The sequence below is a fragment of the Roseivirga pacifica genome, from assembly GCF_900111145.1.
Classification (GTDB): domain Bacteria; phylum Bacteroidota; class Bacteroidia; order Cytophagales; family Cyclobacteriaceae; genus Roseivirga; species Roseivirga pacifica.
Genome location: NZ_FOIR01000001.1, coordinates 608,245 through 632,249, shown reverse-complemented (window position 1 = coordinate 632,249; position 24,005 = coordinate 608,245). Strand labels below are relative to the sequence as shown.

28 protein-coding genes are annotated in these 24,005 nt (G+C 42.6%); 14 read left to right on the top strand and 14 right to left on the bottom strand.

Translation table 11 applies throughout. The features are described from left to right. Positions 1–12 precede the first annotated feature (12 nt). A complete protein-coding gene (gene lptB / locus BMW98_RS02910) occupies positions 13–744 on the top strand; it encodes an LPS export ABC transporter ATP-binding protein (protein ID WP_090256883.1) in 732 nt (243 codons plus the stop codon). Continuing rightward, the gene (locus tag BMW98_RS02905) at positions 745–2,274 is read left to right on the top strand and encodes a GH3 auxin-responsive promoter family protein (protein WP_090256882.1); all 1,530 of its coding nucleotides are present in this window, start codon (positions 745–747) and stop codon (positions 2,272–2,274) included. It abuts the gene before it with no gap. Here the strand turns inward: BMW98_RS02905 and BMW98_RS02900 are convergent. From BMW98_RS02900 to mazG, 3 genes are all read right to left on the bottom strand, one after another. After that, positions 2,271–2,900 carry a redoxin domain-containing protein gene (locus BMW98_RS02900; RefSeq protein WP_090256881.1) on the bottom strand — a complete coding sequence of 210 codons (630 nt, stop codon included), beginning with the start codon at positions 2,898–2,900 and terminating at the stop codon, positions 2,271–2,273. The two genes, BMW98_RS02905 and BMW98_RS02900, sit on opposite strands and share 4 nt — an antisense overlap. 552 nt (positions 2,901–3,452) lie before the next feature. Continuing rightward, positions 3,453–5,219, bottom strand: coding sequence for a chloride channel protein (locus tag BMW98_RS02895; RefSeq protein ID WP_090256880.1), 1,767 nt, complete (start codon positions 5,217–5,219; stop codon positions 3,453–3,455). Continuing rightward, positions 5,216–6,028, bottom strand: coding sequence for a nucleoside triphosphate pyrophosphohydrolase (mazG, locus tag BMW98_RS02890; protein ID WP_090256879.1), 813 nt, complete (start codon positions 6,026–6,028; stop codon positions 5,216–5,218). Before mazG ends, BMW98_RS02895 begins: the two co-directional genes overlap by 4 nt. A gap of 87 nt (positions 6,029–6,115) precedes the next feature. Here mazG and BMW98_RS02885 point away from each other — a divergent pair, with 87 nt between their 5' ends. From BMW98_RS02885 to BMW98_RS02870, 4 genes are all read left to right on the top strand, one after another. After that, entirely contained in the window at positions 6,116–6,346 is a 231-nt protein-coding gene (locus tag BMW98_RS02885) for a hypothetical protein (RefSeq protein WP_090256878.1), read from the top strand. 95 nt (positions 6,347–6,441) lie between these two features. Further along, complete coding sequence (gene glmM / locus BMW98_RS02880) at positions 6,442–7,827, top strand: phosphoglucosamine mutase (protein WP_090256877.1); 1,386 nt, start codon at positions 6,442–6,444, stop codon at positions 7,825–7,827. Positions 7,828–7,838: 11 nt separating this feature from the next. Then, positions 7,839–8,978 (top strand): cysteine desulfurase family protein, encoded by a 1,140-nt coding sequence (locus BMW98_RS02875; protein ID WP_090256876.1) that lies wholly within the window; start codon positions 7,839–7,841, stop codon positions 8,976–8,978. Positions 8,979–8,993: 15 nt separating this feature from the next. Continuing rightward, complete coding sequence (locus tag BMW98_RS02870; RefSeq protein WP_090256875.1) at positions 8,994–9,311, top strand: hypothetical protein; 318 nt, start codon at positions 8,994–8,996, stop codon at positions 9,309–9,311. 94 nt (positions 9,312–9,405) lie between these two features. On the opposite strand, the gene BMW98_RS02865 is transcribed toward BMW98_RS02870, so the two are convergent. From BMW98_RS02865 to lepB, 4 genes are all read right to left on the bottom strand, one after another. Further along, positions 9,406–10,635, bottom strand: coding sequence for a M14 family metallopeptidase (locus tag BMW98_RS02865; protein WP_090256874.1), 1,230 nt, complete (start codon positions 10,633–10,635; stop codon positions 9,406–9,408). Positions 10,636–10,710: 75 nt separating this feature from the next. Continuing rightward, on the bottom strand, positions 10,711–12,087 hold the full coding sequence (locus BMW98_RS02860; protein ID WP_090256873.1) for a M28 family peptidase: 1,377 nt from the start codon (positions 12,085–12,087) through the stop codon (positions 10,711–10,713). Positions 12,088–12,164: 77 nt separating this feature from the next. Next, on the bottom strand, positions 12,165–12,590 hold the full coding sequence (locus tag BMW98_RS02855; protein ID WP_090256872.1) for a hypothetical protein: 426 nt from the start codon (positions 12,588–12,590) through the stop codon (positions 12,165–12,167). Continuing rightward, a complete protein-coding gene (gene lepB, locus BMW98_RS02850; protein WP_090256871.1) occupies positions 12,590–13,780 on the bottom strand; it encodes a signal peptidase I in 1,191 nt (396 codons plus the stop codon). The genes BMW98_RS02855 and lepB overlap by 1 nt, the downstream gene beginning before the upstream one ends. A gap of 180 nt (positions 13,781–13,960) precedes the next feature. Between lepB and BMW98_RS02845 the strand changes: the two genes are divergently transcribed. From BMW98_RS02845 to BMW98_RS02815, 7 genes are all read left to right on the top strand, one after another. Beyond that, positions 13,961–14,593 carry an ABC transporter ATP-binding protein gene (locus tag BMW98_RS02845; RefSeq protein WP_090256870.1) on the top strand — a complete coding sequence of 211 codons (633 nt, stop codon included), beginning with the start codon at positions 13,961–13,963 and terminating at the stop codon, positions 14,591–14,593. Continuing rightward, positions 14,593–15,846 (top strand): ABC transporter permease, encoded by a 1,254-nt coding sequence (locus BMW98_RS02840; protein WP_090256869.1) that lies wholly within the window; start codon positions 14,593–14,595, stop codon positions 15,844–15,846. The genes BMW98_RS02845 and BMW98_RS02840 overlap by 1 nt, the downstream gene beginning before the upstream one ends. Then, positions 15,839–16,315: a hypothetical protein gene (locus BMW98_RS02835; protein ID WP_262922750.1), complete on the top strand. Its 477-nt coding sequence runs from the start codon at positions 15,839–15,841 to the stop codon at positions 16,313–16,315. The genes BMW98_RS02840 and BMW98_RS02835 overlap by 8 nt, the downstream gene beginning before the upstream one ends. Positions 16,316–16,343: 28 nt before the next feature. After that, the gene (locus tag BMW98_RS02830; RefSeq protein ID WP_090256868.1) at positions 16,344–16,571 is read left to right on the top strand and encodes a hypothetical protein; all 228 of its coding nucleotides are present in this window, start codon (positions 16,344–16,346) and stop codon (positions 16,569–16,571) included. Further along, entirely contained in the window at positions 16,531–16,860 is a 330-nt protein-coding gene (locus BMW98_RS20685) for a type II toxin-antitoxin system RelE/ParE family toxin (protein ID WP_090256867.1), read from the top strand. Before BMW98_RS02830 ends, BMW98_RS20685 begins: the two co-directional genes overlap by 41 nt. A 73-nt stretch (positions 16,861–16,933) precedes the next feature. After that, positions 16,934–17,353: a hypothetical protein gene (locus tag BMW98_RS02820; RefSeq protein WP_090256866.1), complete on the top strand. Its 420-nt coding sequence runs from the start codon at positions 16,934–16,936 to the stop codon at positions 17,351–17,353. Positions 17,354–17,399: 46 nt separating this feature from the next. After that, on the top strand, positions 17,400–18,131 hold the full coding sequence (locus tag BMW98_RS02815) for a hypothetical protein (RefSeq protein ID WP_090256865.1): 732 nt from the start codon (positions 17,400–17,402) through the stop codon (positions 18,129–18,131). A gap of 30 nt (positions 18,132–18,161) precedes the next feature. Here BMW98_RS02815 and BMW98_RS02810 read toward each other — a convergent pair whose 3' ends face one another. The 7 genes from BMW98_RS02810 to BMW98_RS02775 all read right to left on the bottom strand — a co-directional run bounded on the left by BMW98_RS02810 (position 18,162) and on the right by BMW98_RS02775 (position 22,918). After that, on the bottom strand, positions 18,162–18,599 hold the full coding sequence (locus tag BMW98_RS02810; protein WP_090256864.1) for a c-type cytochrome: 438 nt from the start codon (positions 18,597–18,599) through the stop codon (positions 18,162–18,164). Further along, the gene (locus tag BMW98_RS02805; RefSeq protein WP_090256863.1) at positions 18,592–19,230 is read right to left on the bottom strand and encodes an SCO family protein; all 639 of its coding nucleotides are present in this window, start codon (positions 19,228–19,230) and stop codon (positions 18,592–18,594) included. The genes BMW98_RS02810 and BMW98_RS02805 overlap by 8 nt, the downstream gene beginning before the upstream one ends. Before the next feature lies 1 nt (position 19,231). Further along, positions 19,232–19,774: a CopD family protein gene (locus BMW98_RS02800; RefSeq protein ID WP_090256862.1), complete on the bottom strand. Its 543-nt coding sequence runs from the start codon at positions 19,772–19,774 to the stop codon at positions 19,232–19,234. 55 nt (positions 19,775–19,829) lie between these two features. Beyond that, a complete protein-coding gene (locus BMW98_RS02795) occupies positions 19,830–20,660 on the bottom strand; it encodes an MOSC domain-containing protein (protein ID WP_222843595.1) in 831 nt (276 codons plus the stop codon). A gap of 18 nt (positions 20,661–20,678) precedes the next feature. Beyond that, positions 20,679–21,272, bottom strand: coding sequence for a leucine-rich repeat domain-containing protein (locus tag BMW98_RS02790; protein ID WP_090256860.1), 594 nt, complete (start codon positions 21,270–21,272; stop codon positions 20,679–20,681). A 457-nt stretch (positions 21,273–21,729) separates the two neighbouring features. After that, a complete protein-coding gene (locus BMW98_RS02780; protein ID WP_090256858.1) occupies positions 21,730–22,338 on the bottom strand; it encodes a TIGR04282 family arsenosugar biosynthesis glycosyltransferase in 609 nt (202 codons plus the stop codon). A 94-nt stretch (positions 22,339–22,432) separates the two neighbouring features. Further along, the gene (locus tag BMW98_RS02775) at positions 22,433–22,918 is read right to left on the bottom strand and encodes a rhodanese-like domain-containing protein (protein WP_162844659.1); all 486 of its coding nucleotides are present in this window, start codon (positions 22,916–22,918) and stop codon (positions 22,433–22,435) included. 91 nt (positions 22,919–23,009) lie between these two features. Between BMW98_RS02775 and meaB the strand changes: the two genes are divergently transcribed. Next, positions 23,010–24,002, top strand: a complete 993-nt coding sequence (meaB, locus tag BMW98_RS02770) for a methylmalonyl Co-A mutase-associated GTPase MeaB (RefSeq protein ID WP_090256856.1) — start codon at positions 23,010–23,012, stop codon at positions 24,000–24,002. The last annotated feature ends 3 nt before the right edge of the window (positions 24,003–24,005 follow it).

Sequence of the window (24,005 nt, the reverse complement as noted above, 5' to 3'; positions counted from 1 at the left end):
TTTTTACGCCCTATGAAGCTGAGCGCAGAGCACCTCATTAAGATTTATAAGAAAAGAAAGGTTGTTAACGACATCTCAGTAGAGGTGAAACAAGGCGAAATTGTTGGTTTGCTAGGGCCGAATGGTGCTGGTAAAACCACTTCTTTCTACATGATTGTGGGCCTGATTAAGCCAAATGAAGGTCATATATTTTTAGATGGAAAGGACATTACGCCACAGCCAATGTTTAAGCGTGCCCAAATGGGTATTGGCTATTTGGCGCAGGAGCCTTCGGTTTTCAGAAAGCTAACTGTTGAGCAAAACATTATGGCTGTTCTGGAAATGACGGACCTTTCCAAACAAGAGCAAAAAGAGAAAATGGAATCTTTGCTCGAAGAATTTAGCTTAACTCATGTAAGAAAAAATTTAGGTCGTGTGCTTTCGGGTGGAGAAAGAAGAAGAACGGAAATAGCTCGCGCTCTGTCAGTTGACCCTAAGTTTGTGTTGCTCGATGAGCCTTTCGCTGGTGTAGATCCAATTGCTGTTGAAGAAATTCAGACCATAGTTGCTAAACTAAAAGACCGCAATATTGGTATATTAATAACCGACCATAACGTTCAAGAAACGTTGTCGATTACTGACCGTGCTTATTTAATGTTTGAGGGCAAGTTGCTAAAAGCAGGTACTGCCGAAGAATTGGCAGCCGATGAGCAGGTGAGAAAAGTATACCTAGGAAAACACTTTGAACTAAAACGAAAGATCTGATTGGCAATCATTAATTCCATCATCACTTGGGTAATGAAAAAGCGGATGCACGACATCGAGCTTTTTATGAAATACCCATTGGAAGTACAAGACGAGTTATTTACGAAACTTATTTCCGAAGCAAAAAACACTGAATTTGGCAAAACACATGGATTCGCTGAGGTTTCTAACCAAGAACAGTTTAGAAAGCAAGTGCCTGTTTTTGCCTACGAAGATATTCACCCTTACATAGAACGTAATATGAAGGGAGAGCAAAACCTGCTTTGGCCTTCGGATATTAAGTGGTTTGCCAAGTCATCGGGTACTACCAATGCCCGCAGCAAATTTATCCCTGTTTCTTACGAGGCGTTAGAAGACTGCCACTTTAAAGGTGGAAAAGACATGCTCTCCATTTACTGCAACAATTTTCCTGAAACGGAAATGTTTGATGGAAAGGGGCTAACTATTGGCGGTAGCCAGCAAGTCAATCAGTTCGATAGCGAAAGCGAATCGTTTTATGGAGATGTGTCAGCGGTTATCATGTCTAATTTACCGTATTGGACGCGTTTTGTGCGTACCCCAAGCTTAGACATAGCCTTAATGGATGAGTGGGAGGAGAAGATTGAGAAAATGGCCAACCACACCATAGAAGAAAATGTAACGAGTATTTCTGGTGTGCCTACTTGGACAATCGTTTTACTACAGCGCATTTTAGAGATAACCGGTGCTAAACACATTAAAGAAGTGTGGCCAAACTTAGAGGTGTTCTTTCACGGAGCGGTTGCTTTTGGCCCTTATAAAGGTATTTTCAAAAAACTTACTGGGCCAGAAGGCATCAGTTATCTAGAGACATATAATGCATCGGAAGGATTTTTCGGTATTCAAGACCAAAAGAACTCAGACGAAATGCTGCTGATGCTGGATTATGGCGTTTACTACGAGTTTATTCCTTACGAGGAAATACATAAGGACGATCCGAAAGTAATCGGGCTTGGCGATGTGAAAGTTGGTGAGCAATATGCCATCCTTATTTCGACCAATGCGGGTCTTTGGCGATATAAAATTGGCGATACGGTTCAGTTTACCTCAGTAAGTCCTTATCGCATAAAAATTTCTGGCCGTACCAAACACTTTATAAATGCCTTTGGTGAAGAAGTGGTGGTGGAAAATGCCGAACGCGCAGTTTCAATAGCTGCTGAGCAAACCGGTGCTGAGGTTATCAACTTTACGGCTGCACCAAAGTATTTTGGTGAGAACGAAAAGGGTGCCCACGAATGGGTGATTGAGTTTACAGATGAGCCTAACGATTTAGAAGAGTTTACTAAGGCTTTGGATGCATCGTTGCGTAAGATCAACTCCGATTACGATGCTAAAAGGCACAAAGGATTGGCGCTCAGTTTGCCAATAGTGCATAAGGCCGAGCCTGGCTGTTTCTACCGATGGATGAAAAAGCGAGGCAAGCTTGGTGGTCAAAACAAAGTGCCGAGGCTTTCCAATACTCGAGAATACCTTGACGATTTGCTGGAAATGCTACAAGGAGCAGAGGCTTAATAGGTAATGTGGCAGCCAATGCTTTTGGTTTGCGGCTGTCGCAATGTTCTGTTAGCAAGAATATCATCCATTGCTTCTTCAATATACTTACGGGTAACAGAGGCTGGTCTGCGGCTGTTATTATCAATGCTGCCAGAGTAAATGAGTCTTAAACCATCTGTGGTTCTTACCAAAATAAGTGCCTGCGGACTGCTCTGCACTTGGAACGACTTGGAAATGGAATTGTCCATGTCTATCAGGTAGTCGTAAGTAATTGCATTCTTTTTAATGTAGTCTGGCAATGCGCTGGTAGAAAGCTCAAACGATTCTATTTCCGCTTCGATGGCTATTAGCGGGTAGCCCATCTCACGGTATTTAGTATCGAGTGCTTGGATTCTCGATTCGTATAAGTTCACATATGAGCACTGCTGATTGGTAAATACGATGATGTAGCCTTTGCTGTCATTGTCGAACGCATTGATCATTTGGCCATAAGCATTGGGCAAGCTAAAAGGCTCCACTTTGTCGCCAATGCTGTACGACTGCTCGTTTTGCGCAAAGGATTGAAAACTTAAGGTAAGCGCTAAGCAGAGGGCGGTAGTTTTAAGCCACCTACCTAAACCAATCATGTGTGTATTTTCTATCATAAATGAATTGGTTGAAATTGGGTATGAAGATAATGATTTCTATTGAAGGCGCAGGATGTTCAAACATAGCAATTGTACTATTTTAAGTTGACTTACAGCGATACACTTAAGTGTAATACACAGAACTTAAACTGCCGATAATATTACTAACTTTTGAGAGATAAGCGGGTAATATACGCTTAATGAGGCTCCTTTAAGCTTTTGCAAAATCCCGCTGTGGGAAGTTTCAAATTGGGAAGTAGGAACAATGCAATTTGTGCATTCTAAAATTAAGCCTATGCGCTTAGTTTATGGCTGCTAAAATGCCTTTAAAATGGCCTGAATATTAGACAAAAAAAAGAATCAATTTTTGCGGATAGTTTTTTTCCACATTTTCGCTTTTTTATCCACAGTTTTCCACTGATTCAATGTAACTACCTGTTATTCAGTTGATTATGTGTGATTATTTAAAGTCGATTTCTGTTGATAACTTTATGAAGGGTTTGCTTTTCTCAGGAATGTAGTGTATAATTTAATGTGCTGAGCATGTGATAGTTATTGCCCTCTTTCTGTCTACTCTTTGTTCTGGCGCTTAAGCTGAATGCGGTAGGCGTTAAAGATCCTAGACTTGGAAACAATTCCCACGTATTGGCCATTATCTACCACAGGTAAATTCCAAGCACCCGTCTTTTCGAACTTACTCATCACTTCTAGCATTTTATCCTGAGAATTAACAATGTCTGGTGGCTTATGCATTAGCCTGGCCACAATTACATTTTTCTGAGATTCAGCATCAAACATCATCTCCCTAATATCGTCAAGCGTGATAATGCCTTTTAGGTGGTTTTCCTCATTCACTACGGGGAAAATGTTTCGGCTCGACTTCTTTACTATGGCTACCAAGTCTTCTAGTTTTTGCTCTGGGTGAATGGTCAAAAGGTCTTTTTCAATCAGGCGTGTAATCTGCATCATGCTGAGCACTTGCTTATCCTTGTCGTAAGGAATTAGGTCGCCCGATTTAATGAGTTTACTAGCGTAAAAAGAGTACTTCTCAAAATAGCTACTGGTACTAAATGCAATGGCCGAAACGAGCATTAGCGGTAAAAACAACGTATAGCCCGAGGTGATCTCCGCAATTAAGAATATGGCCGTAAGTGGGGCGTGCATTACTCCGCTCATTACTCCACACATGCCCACCAAAGCAAAGTTGCTAATAGAAAGCCCCTTGCCCAAGTTGAGCAAGTTGGTAAACGTGGCGAAAACAAAGCCCGTAAGTCCACCAACAAACAATGAAGGCGCAAAAATACCACCATTACCACCAGCGCCAATGGTTAGCCCAGTGGCAAATGGTTTTATAAGCAATACCAACAATGCAAAAACAAGCACCACCCATTGGTCATTAAACTCATTAAGCCAGCGGTTCTCCAGCAATATTTCATGGGCACGGCCATTCAAAATAAGCTTTATAAACTCGTAGCCTTCACCATAAATTGGGTTGAAGAAGAGGATGATGAGGCCTAGGCCCAAGCCACCAACAATTGCGCGAACATACACCGACTTAACTCCGCCAATAAACTTTTCGGCAAAAAGCGTGAACCTTGTAAAGTAAACCGAAGCCAATCCGCACAGAATACCAAGTGCTATGTAAAACGGAAAGTCAGAAGCTAAAAAGGGGTCTGTAAGGTTAAAAGAGAAGAGTACATCTTCACCCAAAAGCAGCATAGAAACCATAGAGCCAAGTACCGAAGCGATAAGCAGCGGAATGAAAATGCCCACTGTAACATCTGTGAGAATTACCTCTACGCTAAAAATAACCCCCGCAACGGGCGAGTTAAAGATTCCGGAAATAGCCGCTGCCGCACCACAACCAATCAACAGTGTGCGTTGCTTGTAATTTAGGTGCATTAGCTTACCAATGTTCGAGCCAATGGCCGAGCCTGTAACCACAATAGGCGCCTCTAGCCCCACAGAACCACCAAAGCCAACGGTAATGCCAGAGGTAATCATACGGCTGAACATTTTGTTCTGGCTGATTTTACTCGATTTTTTGGAGATAATATAAAGTATGGTGGTAACACCATGGCCTAGCTGCTCCTTAAGAATGTTTTTGGCTAAAAAAGCGGTGATGAAAATACCGATAAGCGGAAGTACAATATAGAGCCAGGGTAAGTTCAGTCCCTCAAAAGTGGCTTGCAAAAAGTGTACGGTGCTCTTAAGCGTAACTGCTGCCAAGCCGCCAACTATACCGGTTATGCCACCCAAAATAATCACAAAGCTTTTGGTGCTTAGGTGTCTTATTCTCCAAACAAGAAATTTCGAGAGTAGGTGTTTAAAACTCATTTCAGTTTTTTGGCTTCTTCCCAGTAAACATCCATTTCAGCTAGACTCATTTCTCCTATGTCTTTTCCCGCAGCTTTGGCTGCCTTTTCTAAATATTGAAAGCGCTTAATGAACTTAAGGTTAGTGCGTTCTAGGGCTTCTTCAGGGTCAATATCGATAAATCGAGCGTAGTTTACCAATGAGAAGAGCAGGTCGCCAAATTCACCCATGGCTTTCTTTTTATCAACCTGTTGCCCGTTTTCAATGTTGAATTCATTCTTGAATTCTTGCATTTCCTCCTCAACCTTTTCCCATACTTGTTCTTTCTCTTCCCAATCGAAGCCTACTCCTCGGGCTTTGTCCTGAACACGCACTGCTTTTACCATAGCCGGTAGCGATTTGGGTACACCGCCTAAAACCGACTTATTCCCTTTTTCTTTCAGCTTGATTTTCTCCCAATTGGCCTTTACAGCTTCCTCATCATTGGCCTCCACATCGCCATAAATGTGCGGATGACGGTGCACTAACTTATCGCAAATGGCATTTAGCGCATCGGCAACATCAAATTTGCCTTGCTCATCGGCTATTTTCGAATAGAAAACCATGTGTAGTAGCAGGTCGCCAATTTCTTTCTTTACCTCTTCCAAGTCTTCGTTCAGAATAGCATCGGAAAGCTCGTAGGTTTCTTCAATTGTGAGGTGGCGTATACTCTCCAGTGTTTGTTTTTTATCCCACGGGCAGTTAAGTCGCAGCTCGTCCATTATGGTGAGTAAGCGGTCGAATGCCGCTAGTTTTTCCTGTCTTCGTGCATCTTTGGCCGGTTCGATCATACGCTTAAAGGTATAGTAGAGAAACTTCTGGCGCAAAGGTAGTGTTATGAGGCCAAGTATGTTATTTTTGCACCAAAATACTCGGGTATGACAACGTTAATTTTGACATTGGTTTTAGTAGGATTGTTTTTTGTAGGGATGTCTGTTCGTCTTATCCTGCTTAAGAATGGTGAGTTCAAAGGAACTTGCGCCTCTCAAAGCCCATTTCTGAATAAAGAAGGCGTAAAATGTGGTTTCTGCGGAAAGGAAGTGAACCCAGGAGAATCTTGCGGAAACCCAGGCAACGAGGTAGATAAAGTATTAGCGAAATTCAAATAATTTCAACCCTCTCCCACCATTTGTTTTCTAAACCCATATTGGGTCTTTAGTAGAGTAGTTTTTACTACTTTTGTCCCACAATAAATTCGACCAAGGTGACATTAATCAAATCAATTTCCGGTATTAGAGGTACTATCGGAGGAAAAGTAGATGAGGCCCTAACACCAATTGATGCAGTAAAATTTGCTGCGGCATTCGGTACTTGGGTAAAGGAAAAATCAGGTATCTCAAAAATCGTTATTGGCCGCGATGCACGCCCTTCAGGCGAAATGATCTCGAATTTGGTGAGCTCTACGCTTATCGGTTTGGGTATCGATGTGATCGATTTGGGGCTATCCACCACGCCAACTGTTGAAATGGCCGTGCCTGCCGAAGGTGCTGGTGGAGGAATAATCCTTACCGCAAGCCACAATCCTGTGCAGTGGAACGCGCTTAAACTTTTAAATGCCAAAGGCGAATTTATAAGTGGCGATGACGGAAAGGAAGTTTTAGAAATTGCCAAAGCCGATAAATACACCTTTGCCGAAGTGAAGAAACTGGGCAAAATCTCAAAGAACGATACTTACATTGCTAAGCACATAGAAGAAGTGCTTAAACTACCTTTGGTAGATGTTGAGGCCATTAAGAAAGCGAAATTCAAAGTAGTTATCGACTGCGTTAATTCTACTGGTGGCATTTCCCTACCACCGCTTTTGAAGGCACTTGGCGTAGAAGTAATCGAAGAACTTTACTGCGAACCAAACGGCCATTTTCCGCACAACCCAGAGCCACTGCCTGAGCACTTAGGGCAAATCTGTTCTGTGCTAGAGAAGGGGCATCACGATTTGGGTATTGTAGTAGATCCAGATGTAGATAGACTTTGCTTTATAGATGAAAACGGTGTGCCGTTTGGCGAAGAATACACCTTGGTGGCTGTGGCAGACTACATTTTATCGAAGCAAAAAGGGAATACGGTTTCCAACCTATCTTCTACCAGAGCTTTGCGCGATGTTACTGAAAAACATGGTGGCACTTACCAAGCCGCTGCAGTTGGCGAGGTAAACGTGGTTACTAAAATGAAAGAAACCAATGCCATAATTGGTGGCGAAGGCAACGGAGGTATTATTTACCCAGAGTTGCACTATGGCCGCGATGCATTGGTGGGCATAGCGCTATTCCTTACACACTTGGCTAATTTTGGCAAGCGTGTATCCATGTTGCGTGCGAGTTATCCTAACTACTTCATTTCGAAAAACAAGATTGACCTATCTCCAGATATTGATGTAGACAAGGTTTTGGTTGAAATGAAGGAGCGTTATAAAAAGCAGCCAATCAACACTATTGACGGTGTGAAAATAGAATTTGACAAAGAGTGGGTACACCTGCGCAAGTCGAACACTGAGCCAATCATAAGAATTTATGCAGAGTCGGAAAGCCACGCTACAGCCGACCATTTGGCAAACAAAATAATTGCAGATATTAAAGAGATCGTTTCGAACTAAATAGCTTAGTCATGAAGGTATATTTTGACAATGCGGCAACTACTCCATTAGACCCCGAGGTATTTGAGGCTATGAAGCCTTTAATGCTCGACATGTACGGCAATCCATCTTCTACCCATGCTCACGGTCGTGAGGTGCGTACGCAGATTGAACACGCCCGTAGAAAGGTTGCCGAATTGTTAAATACCATTCCGAGCGAAATCTTTTTTACCTCTGGCGGAACCGAGGCTGATAATACGGCTTTGCGCTGCTCGGTCGATGAGTATGGCATTGAGCATATTATTACTTCCGAAATTGAACACAAAGCCGTTGGCCAAACCGTAGATCGATTAGTGGCCGAAGGAAAAGTGCGTGCAAGTTTTGTCAATCTGGATGCACAAGGGCATGTAGATATGGCGCATTTGGAATCGTTGGTAAAGGACAATCCGAAAACCATGATTTCGCTAATGCACGCCAACAACGAGATTGGTACCCTAAATAACATTGAAGCGATTGGTGAATTGGCCGCTGAACATGGTGCTCTTTTCCACTCGGATACGGTGCAAACGATGGGGCACTACGCACACGATTTGAAAAAGCTTAAGGCTGACTTTATAGTAGGCGCTGCCCATAAATTCCATGGCCCGAAAGGAGTTGGATTCCTTCGTGTAAACAAAAACAGACCAATTGGTAGGTTTATTGAAGGTGGAGGCCAAGAGCGCAATCACCGCGGAGGTACTGAAAACGTGTATGGTATTGTGGGCTTGGCGAAGGCACTAGAGATTGCTTACCGCGAAATGGATGAGCACCAAAGCCATGTGCAGGGCCTAAAAAGCAGCATGATTGAGCAGCTAAAAGAAAAGGTGCCGGGCGTTGATTTCAATGGCGACATAAAGCCAGAAAATAGTCTTTACACAGTGCTGAATGTGAGTTTTCCCGAGCATGAGGATAACGACATGTTGCTTTTCAATCTTGATATTAATGGCATTTCAGCTTCTGGTGGTAGTGCTTGTTCTAGCGGTGCTAATACAGGTTCACACGTGCTTACAGGTATAAAAGCAGATCCTAACCGTCAAGGTATCCGTTTCTCTTTTAGCAAATACAGCAAGCAAGAAGAAGTTGACTTTGTTGTGGCTAAAGTGGTTGAAATTCTGGAACCAGCCGTTGTTTAATCCGTTGCATTAAACATGAACTGGAAAGCGGCTTTTCTAATCATTATTTTCCCCTTAATGTTTGCTTGCTCCTCGGACGATCAGGAGCCACAGGCGGAATTCGTTTCGGGTACGATTGTAGATGCTGCCAATGTAGGTGCTTTGTTTAACTGCGAATGGTTGGTAGAAATTGAGGGCACCTATTACGTGCCCAAATACCTGAATAATGGTTATAAAGAAGATGGCCTAGAAGTGCTTTTGAAAGTAGCATTTCTAGAAGAACTGGCCGATTGTTCCACCACCAATCTCCAGCCCAATTACATTAGAATAGAACAGATTAGGCCTGCGGAGTAAAGGTCTATTATCTCTCTTCTAAAGCATTTTTCCTCTTTGATAAGAATTTGAGCTTCCATTCTCCTCCTAATTTTAGGAGGAGCTGGTTTAGATATCAATACTTATTCAAAAGCAGCTTCATCATTTCTTGGGCGCCAACTTGGCCTTTTTCTTTGATTAAATCGCGAGGGGTTTGATCGCCAATTTCGTAGGTAATGCCCTCTGCTCCGAACTGGCTGTAGAACCAGTTTTTAGAAACAGGAGAAGTTACAGCAAATGGGCTAATGCGTCCTTGATCTTCTGGCACACGCTCAAAAATATTGCCAATCCATTCTCTGGAAAAACCTTGAATTGATGACTGCACCGTGTCTTCGTAGATGTAGTATATGTCGGACCAAGTGGAATGGAAATCTAGGCCTAGCTTTACCTCTGCTTGGGTTTCATTCACTTTGGCTATAATGTCTTCGCAAATCTGTCTTACTTCGGGTTGACGATAGTAGGCCCAATCGCGGTTAAGGTCAATTCCACCTTCATTGTGGCGCCAATGGCCCAAATCCACTCCATCAGGGTTTAACATTGGGTAAACCAGTAACCTGTATTGATCGAGAAACTGATTGCTCAGTTTGGTGTCACTAATTATTTCTTCCAGAAAGGCCATCATAGCTAGGTTACCGGTAACCTCTGGTGGGTGCTGGCGGCTCAACACTACCACAATATCTTTATCTTCTTTGCTGCCATTAGTAATGTCCATATGCAGTAAGTCGCGGCCCAAACGAGTTTTTCCAATTACGGAGTGTTCAATTTTATCGCTTTTTAAAGAGGAAGTCCATGCTTTCATATCACTTGAGCTGATGATCTCTTGTGCGGCCACCCACAGGGTGTCAGGGCTAATGGAAAGGTTCATGGTAAAGGTAAGCGAATCTACTCCAGATGAGAATAAGGTGCTATCCATTGGTGTCCATGTTTTGCCATCAGCGCTCAACTTAGGCCAGTAGCGATGACGCCCTTTGCCATAGTTTATGGTCACTTTTACGTCCTGCTCTTCTTCGGCATAAATCCGAAAAGCGTACCATGGGCTCATATTGATAGGGCTATTTTCTGGGTTGATCTGCACCTGATAATGATTGGCTTCAATTTTCGAAAAGTCATTCATTCTGGCGGCATCAAATAGGTTGTCAGCTGTTACGCCATCGCCCATTATGGTATAAGTTCTTTTTTCTTGTGGGTCAATTGGATGGTCGCTGGTGTCAATCTTATCGGGGTATTCAAACTCAGTGAGTTTATGCTGCTTAGAACAAGCTAAAGTGGTGATGGCGAGCGCCAGCAGAATTGTGGTCTTTTTCATAGTAGGGTAATTCGGTTAGTGGAAAGTAGTCTCACCAACCCTTCATTCAAAACGAAAGGTTGATGAGAGGCAGACTTAAAGTCCGTATTGGTCAATAAGGTAGATAACTGAGGCCATAGCGGCCGCTCCAAGCTCTAGTTCGCGTTGGTTTACCGTTTCAAAATTATCGATGCCAGTGTGGTGATACTTAAAATAGCGCTGGCTATCAGGTATGTACCCAATTAGTGGAACATCCTGCACCCTTAGCGGACTAATATCGGCTCCACCGCCACCATTTTTAAACTGGAAAATGTTGTATGGCTCAAAGAGCGATTTCCAGCCCATGAATTTCTTTAGCTGCTTGTCGGTACCTGTCATACCAAAACCAATCGGTAAGAAACCACCTCTGTCCGATTCCATGGCAGCAATGTGTTTTTCGCCATTTTCTGCAGCTAGCTCAGCGTACTTTCTTCCACCACGTAAACCGTTTTCTTCATTCATAAACATTACTGCACGCAGTGTTCTTTTCGGTTTGTAGTTCATTGCCTTGAAAAGGCGAAGCACTTCAATGGACTGCATACATCCGGCTCCATCATCATGCGCACCTTCCGATAGGTCCCAAGAGTCTAAGTGGCCACCAACTACAATGATTTCGTCAGGCTTTTCAGTTCCTCTTATTTCCCCTACAACATTGTAAGAAAGTACTTCCGGCAGCATTTGAGCGTGTGTCTCAAAGTAGAATTTCAGTTCGTCATCGTCCTTCAAAAGACCGCTCAGCAAATCGGCATCGTTGGTGCTAATGGCCACAGCAGGAATTTTCGGAACATTGAGCGCATAGTTGGTACTGCCGGTATGCGGAACATCATCTTTGAACGAGCTCATTGAGCGAACAACCACGCCAATGGCTCCATACTTTGCTGCTTCCGAGGGGCCAGCTCCGCGTTGGTTTACCGCCCCGCTGTAAGCCGCAAATGTGTCCATTAACTTAGGGTCCATTGGTCGGTTAAAGAATACGATCTTACCCTCTACGGCTGCTCTTCCTAGTTTTTCCAACTCATCAAAATCCTGCACTTCAACAACTTCGGCTACGGTTCCGTCAGGTCCAGTGCCAATAGAGTTGCCAAGTGCAACCACTTTTATGGGCATTGAGCCAATTTTCTGTGAGTTTACAATTCTGCCCTTTTCCTGCTTGCCACGCACCCAGTGGGGCACCATTACCGGTTGTAAGAAAACAGTGTCGAAACCATAGCTCATCATTTGCTGGCGAGTCCATTCTACGGCAGCTGCTGCACCTGGTGAACCGGCCAATCGTGGGCCAATGTTTTTGGTAAGAAAGTGAAGCATTTGATAGCTTTCACCTCTTTCTAGGGCTTCGTCAAAAATGGCGCGAACCATTTTTGTGTCTTTGTCTGACTGTGCTTTTAGAGTAAAAAATGTGCAGATGAGTGCACTGAATAGTAATAGCTTTTTCATAAGGTCGAATGAGTAAAAACCTAAAATAAGTGTAAATCAGGTTTTGACCTAATGCGGCTACTCCAGAAAGGCTTGGTTTAGTCGGTAACCTCGGCTTTACTCATTACATACATAAGGCGCGATGGATCATCGGCATTTAGGCTAAGTGTACCCGTTACTTTCACCCTGTCTTCTGTAAAATCGAACCCTTCTGTGGTAAAAACTTCCACTACCGTTTCGGGCCCTGCGCCACCACAGAAAAAGCAGTTGGCAAATGGCAAGGCCGAAAGCACAAAGTAATTTTCACCTCTAAGTTCGTCCAAAGGAATCATCCAGCCTTCAAGCGAAATCTCTTTGCCATCAAGAGCTTTTACCTCTTCGCTAAAAGTTGGGTAGTCAATTTCAAAATTCATTAACTCATCAAACTTCTTTTCAATGGTTACTTTAGCTAATGTTTTCCAAGTGCTTTTTTCTTGCACAGGGTTTATGAAAAGTAGTGATAGAGCGACTAACAGTATGCGCATTATTTAATTAAGTCTAGAATTCTGTTGAATCTAATTTTCTCGAAGAAGCCAGCGTTCGGGTTGGTTCTGTCAACAGACCAGAAGATGAAAAGCGGCTTGCCAACAATATGATCGTATGGCACAAAACCCCAAGAGCGAGAATCTTCTGAGTTGTGGCGGTTGTCACCCATCATCCAGTAGTAACCTTGCTTAAAGGTATATGTCTCAATTTTTTGGCCGTCAATTAATACTTCTCCAGGCTTGATCTCTACATTATCGTTTCCATCAAAAAACTCAATAATGTTTCGGTACAAATCGATGTTTTTCTGAGTCAATTCAATGGTCATGTCTTTGGCAGGCATAACGAGCGGCCCAAAGTTATCAATGGTCCAATCAAAGTCTGTTATTGGCTGATATGCCGTGTATTCTGAAGAAAGGTAGCCTTGGCGTTTAGGGAAGGCGGTGTCGCCTTCGCCCTTATTGTAAACTACTTTTTCAACACTTTTTACAAAGTTGTAAGCGGCTAGTTTGTCGGCTCTTGCTTGTGTGGTGTTCATAAAGAAGCCGATTTTTCCATTGTAAGTATATCTTGGTTCAGCATCTGTAGCGTAGGTGTCGCCAGGGTTTGTGTCGTAGTAATCTGTAATGCCAAGCTCTCTCATATACCTAGCGTTTACACCCCTGTCTGTTTCTACAAAGTAGCTGGTGAGCATTTCTGGTGGGTTTTCAAGTGCCTCACCATTTATGTAAACCTGCTGATCCACTATTGTAAGTGTATCGCCCGGAACGCCCAAACAGCGCTTTACATAAAATGTCTTCATATCTGTTGGGTGCGCCATGTCTGGTGGGTAGTTGAACACTACAGGCTCGCCTCTTCTTGGCTTTCTGAAACCTGGTAGCCTAAAAGAAGGCAACTGAATAATGTCTGAATAAGAAGGAACGCCAGAACCCCAGAAGGTTTGGTGCGCTAAGGGGAATTGGATCAAGGTTTTTGGAGTTCGAGGGCCATAATGCACCTTGCTCACAAACAGGTGGTCGCCAATGAGCATGGAGTTTTCCATGGACCCCGTAGGAATGGCGTATGCCTCAATAAATAAGCCTCTGATGATGGTAACCGCAATCAGTGCGAAGAGTACATCGTTAAAAAGCTCTCTGAAGAATCCCTTTTTTTGTCTTTCTTCTTTCTTCTTTCGCTTCAGAAAATCAAGCATGATAAAAAGTAATTTGGGCGTAAATGTATTATTTATTTGGCAAACTTTTGGGGATGGCCGCGTTCTGTTGGGCTAAATTACGATGAAACCTCTTTTAAGGTTTTTCAGTAATCATTTATCAGCGGTTTTCAATCTTCAAATGCCTTGCGTTATTTAGCCGCTGTAAATAAACATCCCTAGATGATATTTATCGAAAACCTCAATTTTGGCTATTCAGACCACAAAGTGCTTTCTATTCCAAAAATGGAAATTAAGGAAGACCAGCAATTGTTAATTCTTGGTAAAAGTGGAAGCGGTAAAACTACGCTGTTGCACATTTTGGGTGGCTTGCTCGCCCCAAATGAAGGCAAAGTAGTTATCGGCAAAACCGATATTTACAAACTTTCGCAAAGCCAGCGAGATAAATACCGCGGCCAAAATATTGGTCTAGTATTTCAGAAGGCGCATTTGGTGAGTGCACTCAATGTAGGCGGTAACCTTTTATTGGCGCAGTATCTGTCTGGTGCTGCACAAGATAAGGGGCGTGTAAAAGAGGTTTTGGAAGAACTAAACTTGGGGCATAAAGTGAGGAGCAAGGTAAAAGCATTGAGCCAAGGCGAGCAGCAAAGGGTAACCATTGCGCGAGCTTTGCTTAACAGGCCTCGGGTGATTTTGGCCGATGAGCCAACCGCCAGCCTAGACGATGACAATGCCTTTAAAGTAATTGAATTGCTAAAGAGGCAAGCCCAGAATTATGGGGCTGCACTGGCCATAGCCACGCACGACCAGCGTGTAAAAGACGAATTTGAAGTACAACTTAACCTGAACATGTAATGAACCTATTCTCCTTAAGTTGGAACTACATAAAATCAAAGCCACTCAATACACTGCTGAATGTTTTGCTATTGAGTTTGGGTATTGCCATTATTTTGGTGCTCATTCTTTTGAGCAGTCAACTGGAAGAAAAATTAGCTAAGGACAAACGAGGAGTAGACTTGGTGGTAGGTGCAAAGGGTAGTCCTCTGCAACTTATTCTGGCCAATGTATATCATATCGATTTTCCTACCGGTAATATCAAGCTGGCCGAAGCCAAGTCGCTTACCCGCAACAGGCTTATTGAATCAACCATTCCGTTGGCTTTGGGTGATAATTACCAAGGCTTCAGAATTGTAGGGACTAATCACGATTACATAAATCTTTACGAAGGAAAAATTGCTGCTGGCGAACTTTTTAAATACAATTTAGATGTTACGCTAGGATCGAATGTGGCCAAAAGACTTGACCTAAAGTTGGGAGACCATTTTCATGGGGCGCACGGCATGTCGGTAACCGATTTGGAGCATGACGAAAAGGACTACATTGTTGCCGGTATTTTGGAACCGTCTGGCAGTGTGTTGGACAACCTTATTCTTACAAATATTGAAAGTGTTTGGGCCGTGCATGAGCATGAAGAAGAGCATGCGCACGAAGAAGGCGAAGAACATGCTCATGAAAAGGTACTGGGTAGCGCCTACGAAACTGGCTTGCCAGCTGGTGATGAGGGTGCAGAAGTGACCTCTTTATTGGTCAAATTCCGTTCGCCAATGGGGGCTGTAACCTTGCCACGCATGATCAACAGCCAAACCAATATGCAAGCCGCTTCTCCGGCTTTTGAAACGCAGCGCTTATTTTCCTTGTTAGGTATTGGTGTAAACATGCTTCGCAGCTTTGCTTACATCATTATTTTCATTTCGGGGCTAAGTATCTTTATATCGCTCTACAATGCGTTGAAAGATAGAAAGTACGATTTGGCAATTATGCGTTCATTGGGCGCATCGCGTAGCAAGTTGTTTGTGCATGTGGTGCTAGAGGGCATTATCATTACCACTTTGGGTGGTTTGCTTGGCTTGCTTTTTGGCCACGGCCTTATGGAATTGCTTGCCGGTTATTATGAGAAGTCGGACGAAGTTGGCGTAACGGGCCTTATTTTTGTTCAGGAAGAACTATATGTATTGCTTATAAGTGTAGGTGTGGGTATTGTAGCATCGTTGCTACCGGCCTTCAACGCATACAAAACAGATATTTCAAAAGTATTAGCAGATGATTAACCTAAGAACAGTATTGATGCTTTGCCTTTTTGGTTTAGGACTTTCGGCCACCAAAACTCAGGCGCAAGAAGTAAAAATGAAGGGAGCAGCGCTTTGGAAGACCTTAGCCGATGTGAGCTTCGAAATTAAGAAAGATGAATATGGAGACCTTTACGTTCCTGTTTTTAGTGAAGCCATAAATGGTGTAGAAGGCGAGGTAGTAGAGGTTGAGGGTTTTATTATTCCTTTTGATGGAATGTTTAAGCCAACTGAGCTGATTCTTTCTTCGCTACCTATTAGCGAGTGCTTTTTCTGTGGTTCGGGTGGGCCAGAAACCGTGATGGAAATTTCTATGAAGGAGAAGATAAAGTACACAACCAAGCGCGTAAAAATTAGAGGGAAACTAAAGCTAAATGCCGATGATCCTGACCAGCTAATGTACTTGCTTACAGACGGGGTATTTGTTGGCCTTGCAGATGATAGTTATTAATTAACCATCTGTTTTAGTAAATTCAAATATGGATACCCAATCGATAAAACTTGATTTAATTCAGTGGTTAACAGAGCTGAAGGATGCGGAAGTGCTAAAGCAGGTACAACTAATCAAAGAAAATGAGGATTGGTGGAATCAGATTTCCGATCAGGAAAAAGAGGCTATAGACTACGGCTTAAAAGAACTTGAAGAAGGCAAGGGCATTCCGCATAATGTTGTTATGGAAGAGACTCGCAAGAAGTATGGTCTCTAGAATTATTGAGTGGTCGCCAAGGGCTCGAAATGAATTCGACAAAATTGTAGCATATTTAATTAACAAATGGGGTAAGAGTTCGGCAATCAAGTTTATAAATCGGGTAGAAGAAGTCCTAGCCCACATTAGTAAATCACCAAATATCTATCCGCAAAGTGGGCAAAGAAAGCATGTTCGCAGGTGTGTAGTTGCAAAACAAGTTAGCTTGTATTTTAAAGTAGATGAATTAAAAATAGAGCTAGTTACTTTCTTTGATACTAGGCTGAACCCCTCCAAGAAAAAACTCTAAAGAACTTTCTTAAATCCCTTTATTTCTTCCAAAATACTTATTGAGCCATTACCTTTGCCGCAAATAAATCGGCATGAAAAAGGTTTTAGCAGTATTGGCAATTTTTGTTTTTGCAGTGGCTTGTGGCGAGTCGTACAACACGCAAGAACACATCGATAAGGTATTTAATGTACACGATGAAGTAATGCCAAAAATGGGTGAAGTAATGGCCTTAAAAAGGCAAGTACTTGAGAAAGCCTCTGCCCTAGAAGAAGCCAATGGCGATAGTACCAAAGTAGCTGAGCTAAAAGATATAGCCGATAAACTTGAAACCGCCAATGACGGTATGATGAAATGGATGCGTGCTTGGCAAGCCAACGCTCAACCGCATATTAATGAACAAACTACCGTAGAGGAAAGAAAAGCCTTTTTGAATAGTGAAATGGAAAAGGTTGAGAAAGTCCGTGAGGATATTAATTCTTCCATTGAAGCAGCAAAATCTGTACTTAAGTAAACTTTTTCCGACTCAAATTCTTTTATTGTCGTAAGCTTTATAGGGCATGCGGCAATATTTATCATATGGTGGGCTGCTAATTATTGCAGTTTTGACTACTACCTGCAGTGGTTTCGATCGTGCTGTGGTTGCTAATGCCTTTGAGCAACGCGTGCCGATTTACAAGTGCCCCAGCCAAATTCCAGTAAGAGATTCTGATCCGCTCCAGGTTTTTGGCTTTAACATGGACAAGGAAACTAGCATTGACCTTTTGACTCCCCAAGTCATGCTGGGCTCGAGGCACCTCAAAACCAAAGATGATTCAATCTATTTCGATAGAATGCGAGTACTCATCGCTTCGCGCATCGAAAATAAGTTTTTAGGCGAAAAATGGTCTGGAGAGCTTATTCCCTACTCCATGCCCCAAACGGTTGATAGCGAGACCGGCCGTAATGTACTTTGGGACGAAATGACCAACAAAGTAAGAAACAAAGTTGGCGTAGATTACAACTTGTGGTCGGTAGGTAAGCAAATTCTTAATACTGATAAGCCAGGTTATACTGCCATGGTGCTAATCAACGGCCAAATTGGTTACGATAGAGATAACCAAAACATGAATGAGGTTTACTTTTATATAATGGATAATGAGGCTAAAAAGGTAGCCTATGCTGACTATCTTGCTTACACTTGTGATATACGCAATACGGATGCATTGGACAGGGTACTTAATTACACCTTTTTAAAGTTTATGGCCGCCCGATATCCTGAGTTTGTGGAAAAGACGGAGACTCCTCAATAAAGCGGACACCCCTTTTCGCTCTCAATAGATTTACTGCTCTTTTAAAGCTTCCTGTACTTCTGGCAAGGTCATAATGTCGGCCTCGTTGCCCCAGGTGTTCGAAACGTAAGCAAGAATTTGAAGAATCTCTAATGGGGTTAACTGCGGGTTTGCAGGCATGGGTTGGTTGTACTCCGTGCCATTTACTGCGATAGGCCCCTTTTGCCCATACTTCATAATTTTAGCCGCTCTGCCAAGGTCTTCCATCAGGTAGTCCGATTCGGCCAAAGGCGGGATCAGTCGGCCAAGTCCTTCGCCATTATCCATATGGCAGTTGTTGCAATACTGGGTGTAAAGGCGCTTGCCATTGGTAAAGTACTTCAGCTCTTTGGTGTTCAGCCTGTCCTGAACGCCTTCGTTTTCTGACTTGGCTCCACCACAAGCGGAAAGTAAACAAGCTATCAACAAAGCCATTGCCAGCTTATTCATACTCAGCCAATAGTTTAGGAATGTCACTCATTAAGGCATCTACCTCAAGTTTTTTGGTGCCATCGTAGTAGCCACGAATTCTGCGCTCTTTGTCAACTAAAATAAAGGCGCCACTATGAATAAAACCGCCCGGAGCAGCACCATCTTCGCCAACAGGTACCATATAGCCAGCTGCGCTCCCCATTTCGTAAATTTCGTCTTTATTGCCAGTTACAAAGTGCCAAACCTTGTTGTCCATTACACCAATTTTCTCAGAGTAATCTTTTAAGTAAGCCACTGTGTCGTGTTCCGGATCAATAGTGTGCGAAAGAATGGCAAAGTTGGGATTGTCTTTAAACCTGTCGTAAATGCGCAACATTTGCTGTTTCATAACTGGGCAAATGGTTGGGCAAGTACCGAAGAAGAAATCGGCTACGTAAATCTTATCCTCAAAGGTCTTTTCATTTACAATGGCGCTGTCCTGGTCTACAAACTGAAAGTTTGGAATAGTATGATAAATGGTGTCAATTTTACCATTTACCTCCTTAAACTCTTGGCGGCCCATTATGGGTAATTTTTTGGAGCCACTACCACCGCAGCTTACTACCAAAACCAATAGGCCAACTACAAATGCTTCTTTCCACAATTTCATATCAGCTATTCTTTTTTTCTCTAATGCGCTTATAAATTTTAATGGCAATCATTAAGGCTACCGTTACCAAAATAAAGCCCAAAGTACCCTTTATCCAGTCGAATTGATTCTTGAGAACGATAATGAAAACGACAGAAATAAGGATGAGGGTTGCGCCCTCATTTATAATTCTTAGTTGGGTTGAAGAGTATTTTGCTATGCCGTTTTGCAGTTGCTTATAAATGCGATGGCAATAGAAATGATACACATAAAGTAAAAACACAAAAGTGAGCTTAATGTGCATAAATGGCAGCTTTAGCATTTCTGGAAATTGGGCGATCATGGTGCCCCCTAGAATGAGCGTGATAACTGCCGAAGGCCAGGTAATGATGTACCATAGCCTGTTGGCCATTAAGTTGAGCTGTTTGGCTAAAATAGTCCGCTCGGGCTCGGCCTTGGCCAGTGCTTCAGTTTGATATACAAAGAGTCTTACAATGTAAAACAAGCCCGCAAACCAGGTTACAATAAAAATAATGTGCAGCGATTTGATATACGGATCAGCCATGCTGGCGCAAAGGTAAGCATCAAAGGCTTAGAGTGTAGGTAAAAAGGCCGTTATTCTATTGAATTGCCGCTTCTTTCCGCTCTTTCACTTCCACAGCATAGCCGACTTTCAGTTGCCCGGCAGAAGCAGGAATAAAGTTTTCACCAAAAAGGATTTTGCTCCCAGTTTTGCGATAAGTCGCCAGTGTTTTGAGCGGCTCTTTGCCCTTTTCTGCTGTTTCAGGATTTACGGTAGTGAGTACACAACGTGCGCAAGGTTTTACTCCGTGTAGCGTTAGGCCGTTAATTACAATCTCTTTCAGCGTATCTTCTTCGTGTGGCGCCAAACCTTTTAGCACAATGTTAGGGCGGAAACGATTCATTGAAAGCGGTTCGTTCACTTTGCTGTTGAGCAAGTCCAAAGACTCTTCCGAAATAATAAGTATGGGGTAACCGTCTGCAAAGCTTACTTGGTCAGCTTCAGACACCGCATAGTGTTGGTCTGCCTGCCGGTTGCTGTCTTCATGCATGTAGCACAATCTTACGGGCATTTTCAGGTAGTCAGAAAAGAAAGTATCTGCTGCTTCTGAAACAGGTTTGGCCAAGCAGCTGTCGTCCCAAACGGTTACTTCAAATGGGGTGGTATTAGGCTCTTCCATGCTAAAGTCGAGTAGTTCCTCACCCGTTTGGCTATGGCTAATGTGTATTTCATTGCCTTTAATTTCTTGCTTAAGCAGTGCCAAACTCGGATGCTTTCTTTGGCTGATAAAAGTGCCGTTTTCATCAACCAACATCCACCTCCTGTCGTTTGCCAAACCCCGGTTTGTAACATCAACAGTGCTAAGGTGAATACCTTTTAAAGATTTGATAGGGTAGATTATAAGGTCGCTAATGTGTGGTGTCATCATATTAATTTCCTTTAACTTTTATTTTTTTAACTCCTTTTCCAGAGATGGATTCCAACCATAGAATTCAATACCTTTCTTCTTCATTTTATCTCTTAATTCCTTGTTTGCCCAAAACCATACATTTGTGGATAATACTGTTTTCGAGCTTAAAATCACTTCAAAAACTTGGTCTAAGAGCGCTTTCTTCTGACTAGCATTAATCTTCTCGGGAAAGGTTAGTATAATTTTATTTAATGCTTTTAACCCAGATAATCCACTAATGTCAATCAACTTTCTGTTATTCTCAATGCGAATTTCAGACAGCCTGCTGAGTTCGGATAAGTTAGGTAGCTTTTCAAGTTGTGACATGCCCTCAAGGGTTAAAGACTTTAAATTCTTAAGCCCATTAAGAAAGTCGTAATTGGGTATTTGTCTGGTTCTACTAATTTCTAGACTTTCTAATTTGGTCAGGTTGAAAATCCCATCTAAATCTTTATAGCTCCCAAAAAGTAAGTTTAAATGTCTCAAAGAGCTCAAATCCTTAATGAAGTTTAGACTCTTCATTTTGATTCCTCTTAAAGTCAATGTTTCGAGACATGGTAAGTGCTGAATGTTTTCAAGCCCTTTCTTCATTCCATCAATGTAAACCGATTCAAGCTGTTTAAATTCTTTTATGAAAGAAAGGTCAGTCGTGGTTGACTTTGTTTCTTCTATTCCTAAACTCTTGAGTTCCTTGTTGAATAGAAGAGGGGTAAAATCTTTAGTGTTGTACGAGGCAATTGAAACTCAGTCTGACTGAAGGGATTAACTCATAAAATGAAAAATTTAATTTTTCATGATTTAGCACTCTCAAACCTATGTCAGGATTTTTTTCGAACAGCTTGTTTAATGACTGCCAAGTACTTTTAGATGGCTGCGTAAATTCATACAACTGAATAGAATGAATGCCCTTTTCAGATAGAATTTTAGAAATGTCACTATCATTAATGTTGGACAAGATGTTTATGTTGCCATCAAAGTTTTTCCATTTGCCTTTTCTCTTAAAGGTTTCAAGAAAGCTTGGTTTGGAGAACATACCTAGTCTTATGGATTATTCAATCTTCAAAATTTCATCGGCCCAATTGCCCAAATCTGCTTCCACATCTACATCGTTTAGAGTCGTGAGCTGATGTGCCTGCAAGTTAAGATTTTCGGCATCTTTTAGAGTATCGGCTGCTACGCTTTCTGTACTCCAGGCTTTGTTCGCAAAAAGCTCGGGAATTAATTTTTTCATTCCGAGCAGATAGTAGCCGCCATCTTCAGAAGGGCCAATAACCAAATCGTTTTGGGCTAATGCCGCAAAAGCTTCTTCAAGAATTTCCTGTGTTATGTCGTAACAGTCGCTGCCGATAATGCATACTTGTTCGTAGCCGCTGTCAAATGCTTGCTGAAAAGCATGTTGCATTTTTTCGCCCAAACCAGCACTTATCTGTAATTGCTTGCTGTAAACATCATGCTGCCACAAATCATTTTCATTGATAAAATCATTGTAGTGCACCTGTTTGTCGCAGGTTAAGCTTATGGTTTCGGCCTTGGTTTTAGCCAAAAGTGCACGGTAAACTTCCATGGCCTTTTTATTGCCAATGGTTTTGGCCAAACGCGTTTTCGCCTTACCCTCAATAGGGTTTTTTACGAATATTATGAGTGCTGATTTTTTCATTTAACATTTCAATTAATCAAGCCTAAAGGGAAGTTCCGATACTTCTTAATCCCTTTAGGGAATTCAAGGGTTTTGGGGAATATTTAGGGCAATCTTAATAAACGGCTTCTCCCTTTCTTAAAAGCGGTGCAAACCATTTGGAATAAGTGTGTACTTGATTGGTCAATGCTCCGCTTTCGGTTATTACCTCACCACCCTTGTTTACCCAGTGGATTATGCCGCCCTTTAGGTCATAAACCTCTTTAAACCCCGCTTTTGAAAGTTTTTTGGCCAGTTTGTTACTGCGTACATCTACGGTGCAATACACAAACACAGGTTGGTTTTTATCGAGCTGCTGGGTAAGTGATTCTGTAAATCTTATGGCGTTTGGAATATGGCTGGTTTCAAACTCTCTGGCTTCGCGAACATCTACAATCTGAACACGGCTATTTTCCAGCAAAGCACTGGCCTCTGTTTTATTTATTCGCTGAATATTCCCCATAGTTGCCAAGGTGTAAAAGCCGCGATTTCTCACTACCCAAATGGTAAAGAAGAGGATTGCGAAAACAATAAAGGATTTGGCAAATCGCGATCGAAACATCTTCACGAATTTACGAAGCGCTTGCCTAAATGGATGTTCCATTCCCTATATTTCGAGTGAATTGTCAGAAGAGCATCAAAATTAAAGCGATTTGAAACGCAAAAACCGACTTTCTAAAGCAGCATATGTTGAAGGGATACTGGCAGGAGACCGTTTGGTCTTGAGCCGTGCCATTACTTTGGTGGAAAGTACCAACCAAGCCGACCTGGCTTTGGCTGATGAGGTTTTGAGCGATGTGTTACCGCATACGGGCAAAGCCATGCGCGTAGGCATTACAGGTGTGCCTGGCGTAGGTAAAAGTACCTTTATCGAAGCTTTTGGCAGTCATTTAACAAGCAATGGCCAACAACTTGCGGTGCTCACCATAGACCCCAGTAGCCAAAAAACCAAAGGGAGCATTTTGGGCGATAAAACCCGAATGGAAGAGCTGGCCCGCGACCCCAATGCTTTTATTCGTCCGTCTGCTTCGGGTAGTACTTTGGGTGGTGTAAGCAACAAAACCCGAGAAGTGATGCTGCTATGCGAAGCTGCCGGATTTGATGTGATTTTGATAGAAACAGTTGGGGTCGGTCAATCCGAAACCTTGGTACATGGCATGGTAGATTTCTTTTTGCTGCTTATGCTGGCCGGTGCTGGCGATGAACTACAAGGCATAAAGAAAGGCATAATGGAAATGGCACATGCTGTAGTAATCAACAAGGCCGATGGTGATAACCTAAAGCCTGCCAAGCGCGCCAAAGTAGAATATCAGAATGCGCTTCATCTCTTTCCGGCCGATCCTTCAGGCTGGGTTCCACAAGTAAAAATTTGCTCTGCACGAGATAAAACGGGAATTGCCGAAGTATGGGAAATGATGCAAAAGCACTCTGAACAAGTAACCACCAACGGTTTTTTACAAAGTAACAGGCAAGCACAGCAACTCAGTTGGTTTAAAGAAAACGTGCAAGAACTGTTGGGTAGCAAATTCTACCGATCGGAGCAAGTGAAGGCTGAGCTGGAGATACTCACCCAAAAAGTTAAAGCCGGAGAGGTTCCGGCTTTAAAGGCAGCTCATCAGCTGGTTGATGTTTTTTTTGGAGGTTAAAAC

What these genes read in the sequence shown, in the direction of transcription:
- mazG (WP_090256879.1), bottom strand. Translation starts at nt 6,028, where the DNA reads ATGATCGAACCGGCCAAAGATGCACGAAGACAGGAAAAACTAGCGGCA.
- BMW98_RS02775 (WP_162844659.1), bottom strand. Translation starts at nt 22,918, where the DNA reads ATGTTTCGATCGCGATTTGCCAAATCCTTTATTGTTTTCGCAATCCTC.
- BMW98_RS02840 (WP_090256869.1), top strand. Translation starts at nt 14,593, where the DNA reads ATGAACCTATTCTCCTTAAGTTGGAACTACATAAAATCAAAGCCACTC.
- BMW98_RS02870 (WP_090256875.1), top strand. Translation starts at nt 8,994, where the DNA reads ATGAACTGGAAAGCGGCTTTTCTAATCATTATTTTCCCCTTAATGTTT.
- BMW98_RS02885 (WP_090256878.1), top strand. Translation starts at nt 6,116, where the DNA reads ATGACAACGTTAATTTTGACATTGGTTTTAGTAGGATTGTTTTTTGTA.
- BMW98_RS02860 (WP_090256873.1), bottom strand. Translation starts at nt 12,087, where the DNA reads ATGAAAAAGCTATTACTATTCAGTGCACTCATCTGCACATTTTTTACT.
- lptB (WP_090256883.1), top strand. Translation starts at nt 13, where the DNA reads ATGAAGCTGAGCGCAGAGCACCTCATTAAGATTTATAAGAAAAGAAAG.
- BMW98_RS02800 (WP_090256862.1), bottom strand. Translation starts at nt 19,774, where the DNA reads ATGGCTGATCCGTATATCAAATCGCTGCACATTATTTTTATTGTAACC.
- BMW98_RS20685 (WP_090256867.1), top strand. Translation starts at nt 16,531, where the DNA reads ATGTTGTTATGGAAGAGACTCGCAAGAAGTATGGTCTCTAGAATTATT.
- BMW98_RS02835 (WP_262922750.1), top strand. Translation starts at nt 15,839, where the DNA reads ATGATTAACCTAAGAACAGTATTGATGCTTTGCCTTTTTGGTTTAGGA.
- BMW98_RS02820 (WP_090256866.1), top strand. Translation starts at nt 16,934, where the DNA reads ATGAAAAAGGTTTTAGCAGTATTGGCAATTTTTGTTTTTGCAGTGGCT.
- BMW98_RS02865 (WP_090256874.1), bottom strand. Translation starts at nt 10,635, where the DNA reads ATGAAAAAGACCACAATTCTGCTGGCGCTCGCCATCACCACTTTAGCT.
- BMW98_RS02855 (WP_090256872.1), bottom strand. Translation starts at nt 12,590, where the DNA reads ATGCGCATACTGTTAGTCGCTCTATCACTACTTTTCATAAACCCTGTG.
- BMW98_RS02895 (WP_090256880.1), bottom strand. Translation starts at nt 5,219, where the DNA reads ATGAGTTTTAAACACCTACTCTCGAAATTTCTTGTTTGGAGAATAAGA.
- BMW98_RS02830 (WP_090256868.1), top strand. Translation starts at nt 16,344, where the DNA reads ATGGATACCCAATCGATAAAACTTGATTTAATTCAGTGGTTAACAGAG.
- BMW98_RS02790 (WP_090256860.1), bottom strand. Translation starts at nt 21,272, where the DNA reads ATGAAGAAAGGGCTTGAAAACATTCAGCACTTACCATGTCTCGAAACA.
- lepB (WP_090256871.1), bottom strand. Translation starts at nt 13,780, where the DNA reads ATGCTTGATTTTCTGAAGCGAAAGAAGAAAGAAGAAAGACAAAAAAAG.
- BMW98_RS02810 (WP_090256864.1), bottom strand. Translation starts at nt 18,599, where the DNA reads ATGAATAAGCTGGCAATGGCTTTGTTGATAGCTTGTTTACTTTCCGCT.
- BMW98_RS02795 (WP_222843595.1), bottom strand. Translation starts at nt 20,660, where the DNA reads ATGATGACACCACACATTAGCGACCTTATAATCTACCCTATCAAATCT.
- BMW98_RS02875 (WP_090256876.1), top strand. Translation starts at nt 7,839, where the DNA reads ATGAAGGTATATTTTGACAATGCGGCAACTACTCCATTAGACCCCGAG.
- BMW98_RS02805 (WP_090256863.1), bottom strand. Translation starts at nt 19,230, where the DNA reads ATGAAATTGTGGAAAGAAGCATTTGTAGTTGGCCTATTGGTTTTGGTA.
- BMW98_RS02815 (WP_090256865.1), top strand. Translation starts at nt 17,400, where the DNA reads ATGCGGCAATATTTATCATATGGTGGGCTGCTAATTATTGCAGTTTTG.
- BMW98_RS02900 (WP_090256881.1), bottom strand. Translation starts at nt 2,900, where the DNA reads ATGATAGAAAATACACACATGATTGGTTTAGGTAGGTGGCTTAAAACT.
- BMW98_RS02845 (WP_090256870.1), top strand. Translation starts at nt 13,961, where the DNA reads ATGATATTTATCGAAAACCTCAATTTTGGCTATTCAGACCACAAAGTG.
- BMW98_RS02780 (WP_090256858.1), bottom strand. Translation starts at nt 22,338, where the DNA reads ATGAAAAAATCAGCACTCATAATATTCGTAAAAAACCCTATTGAGGGT.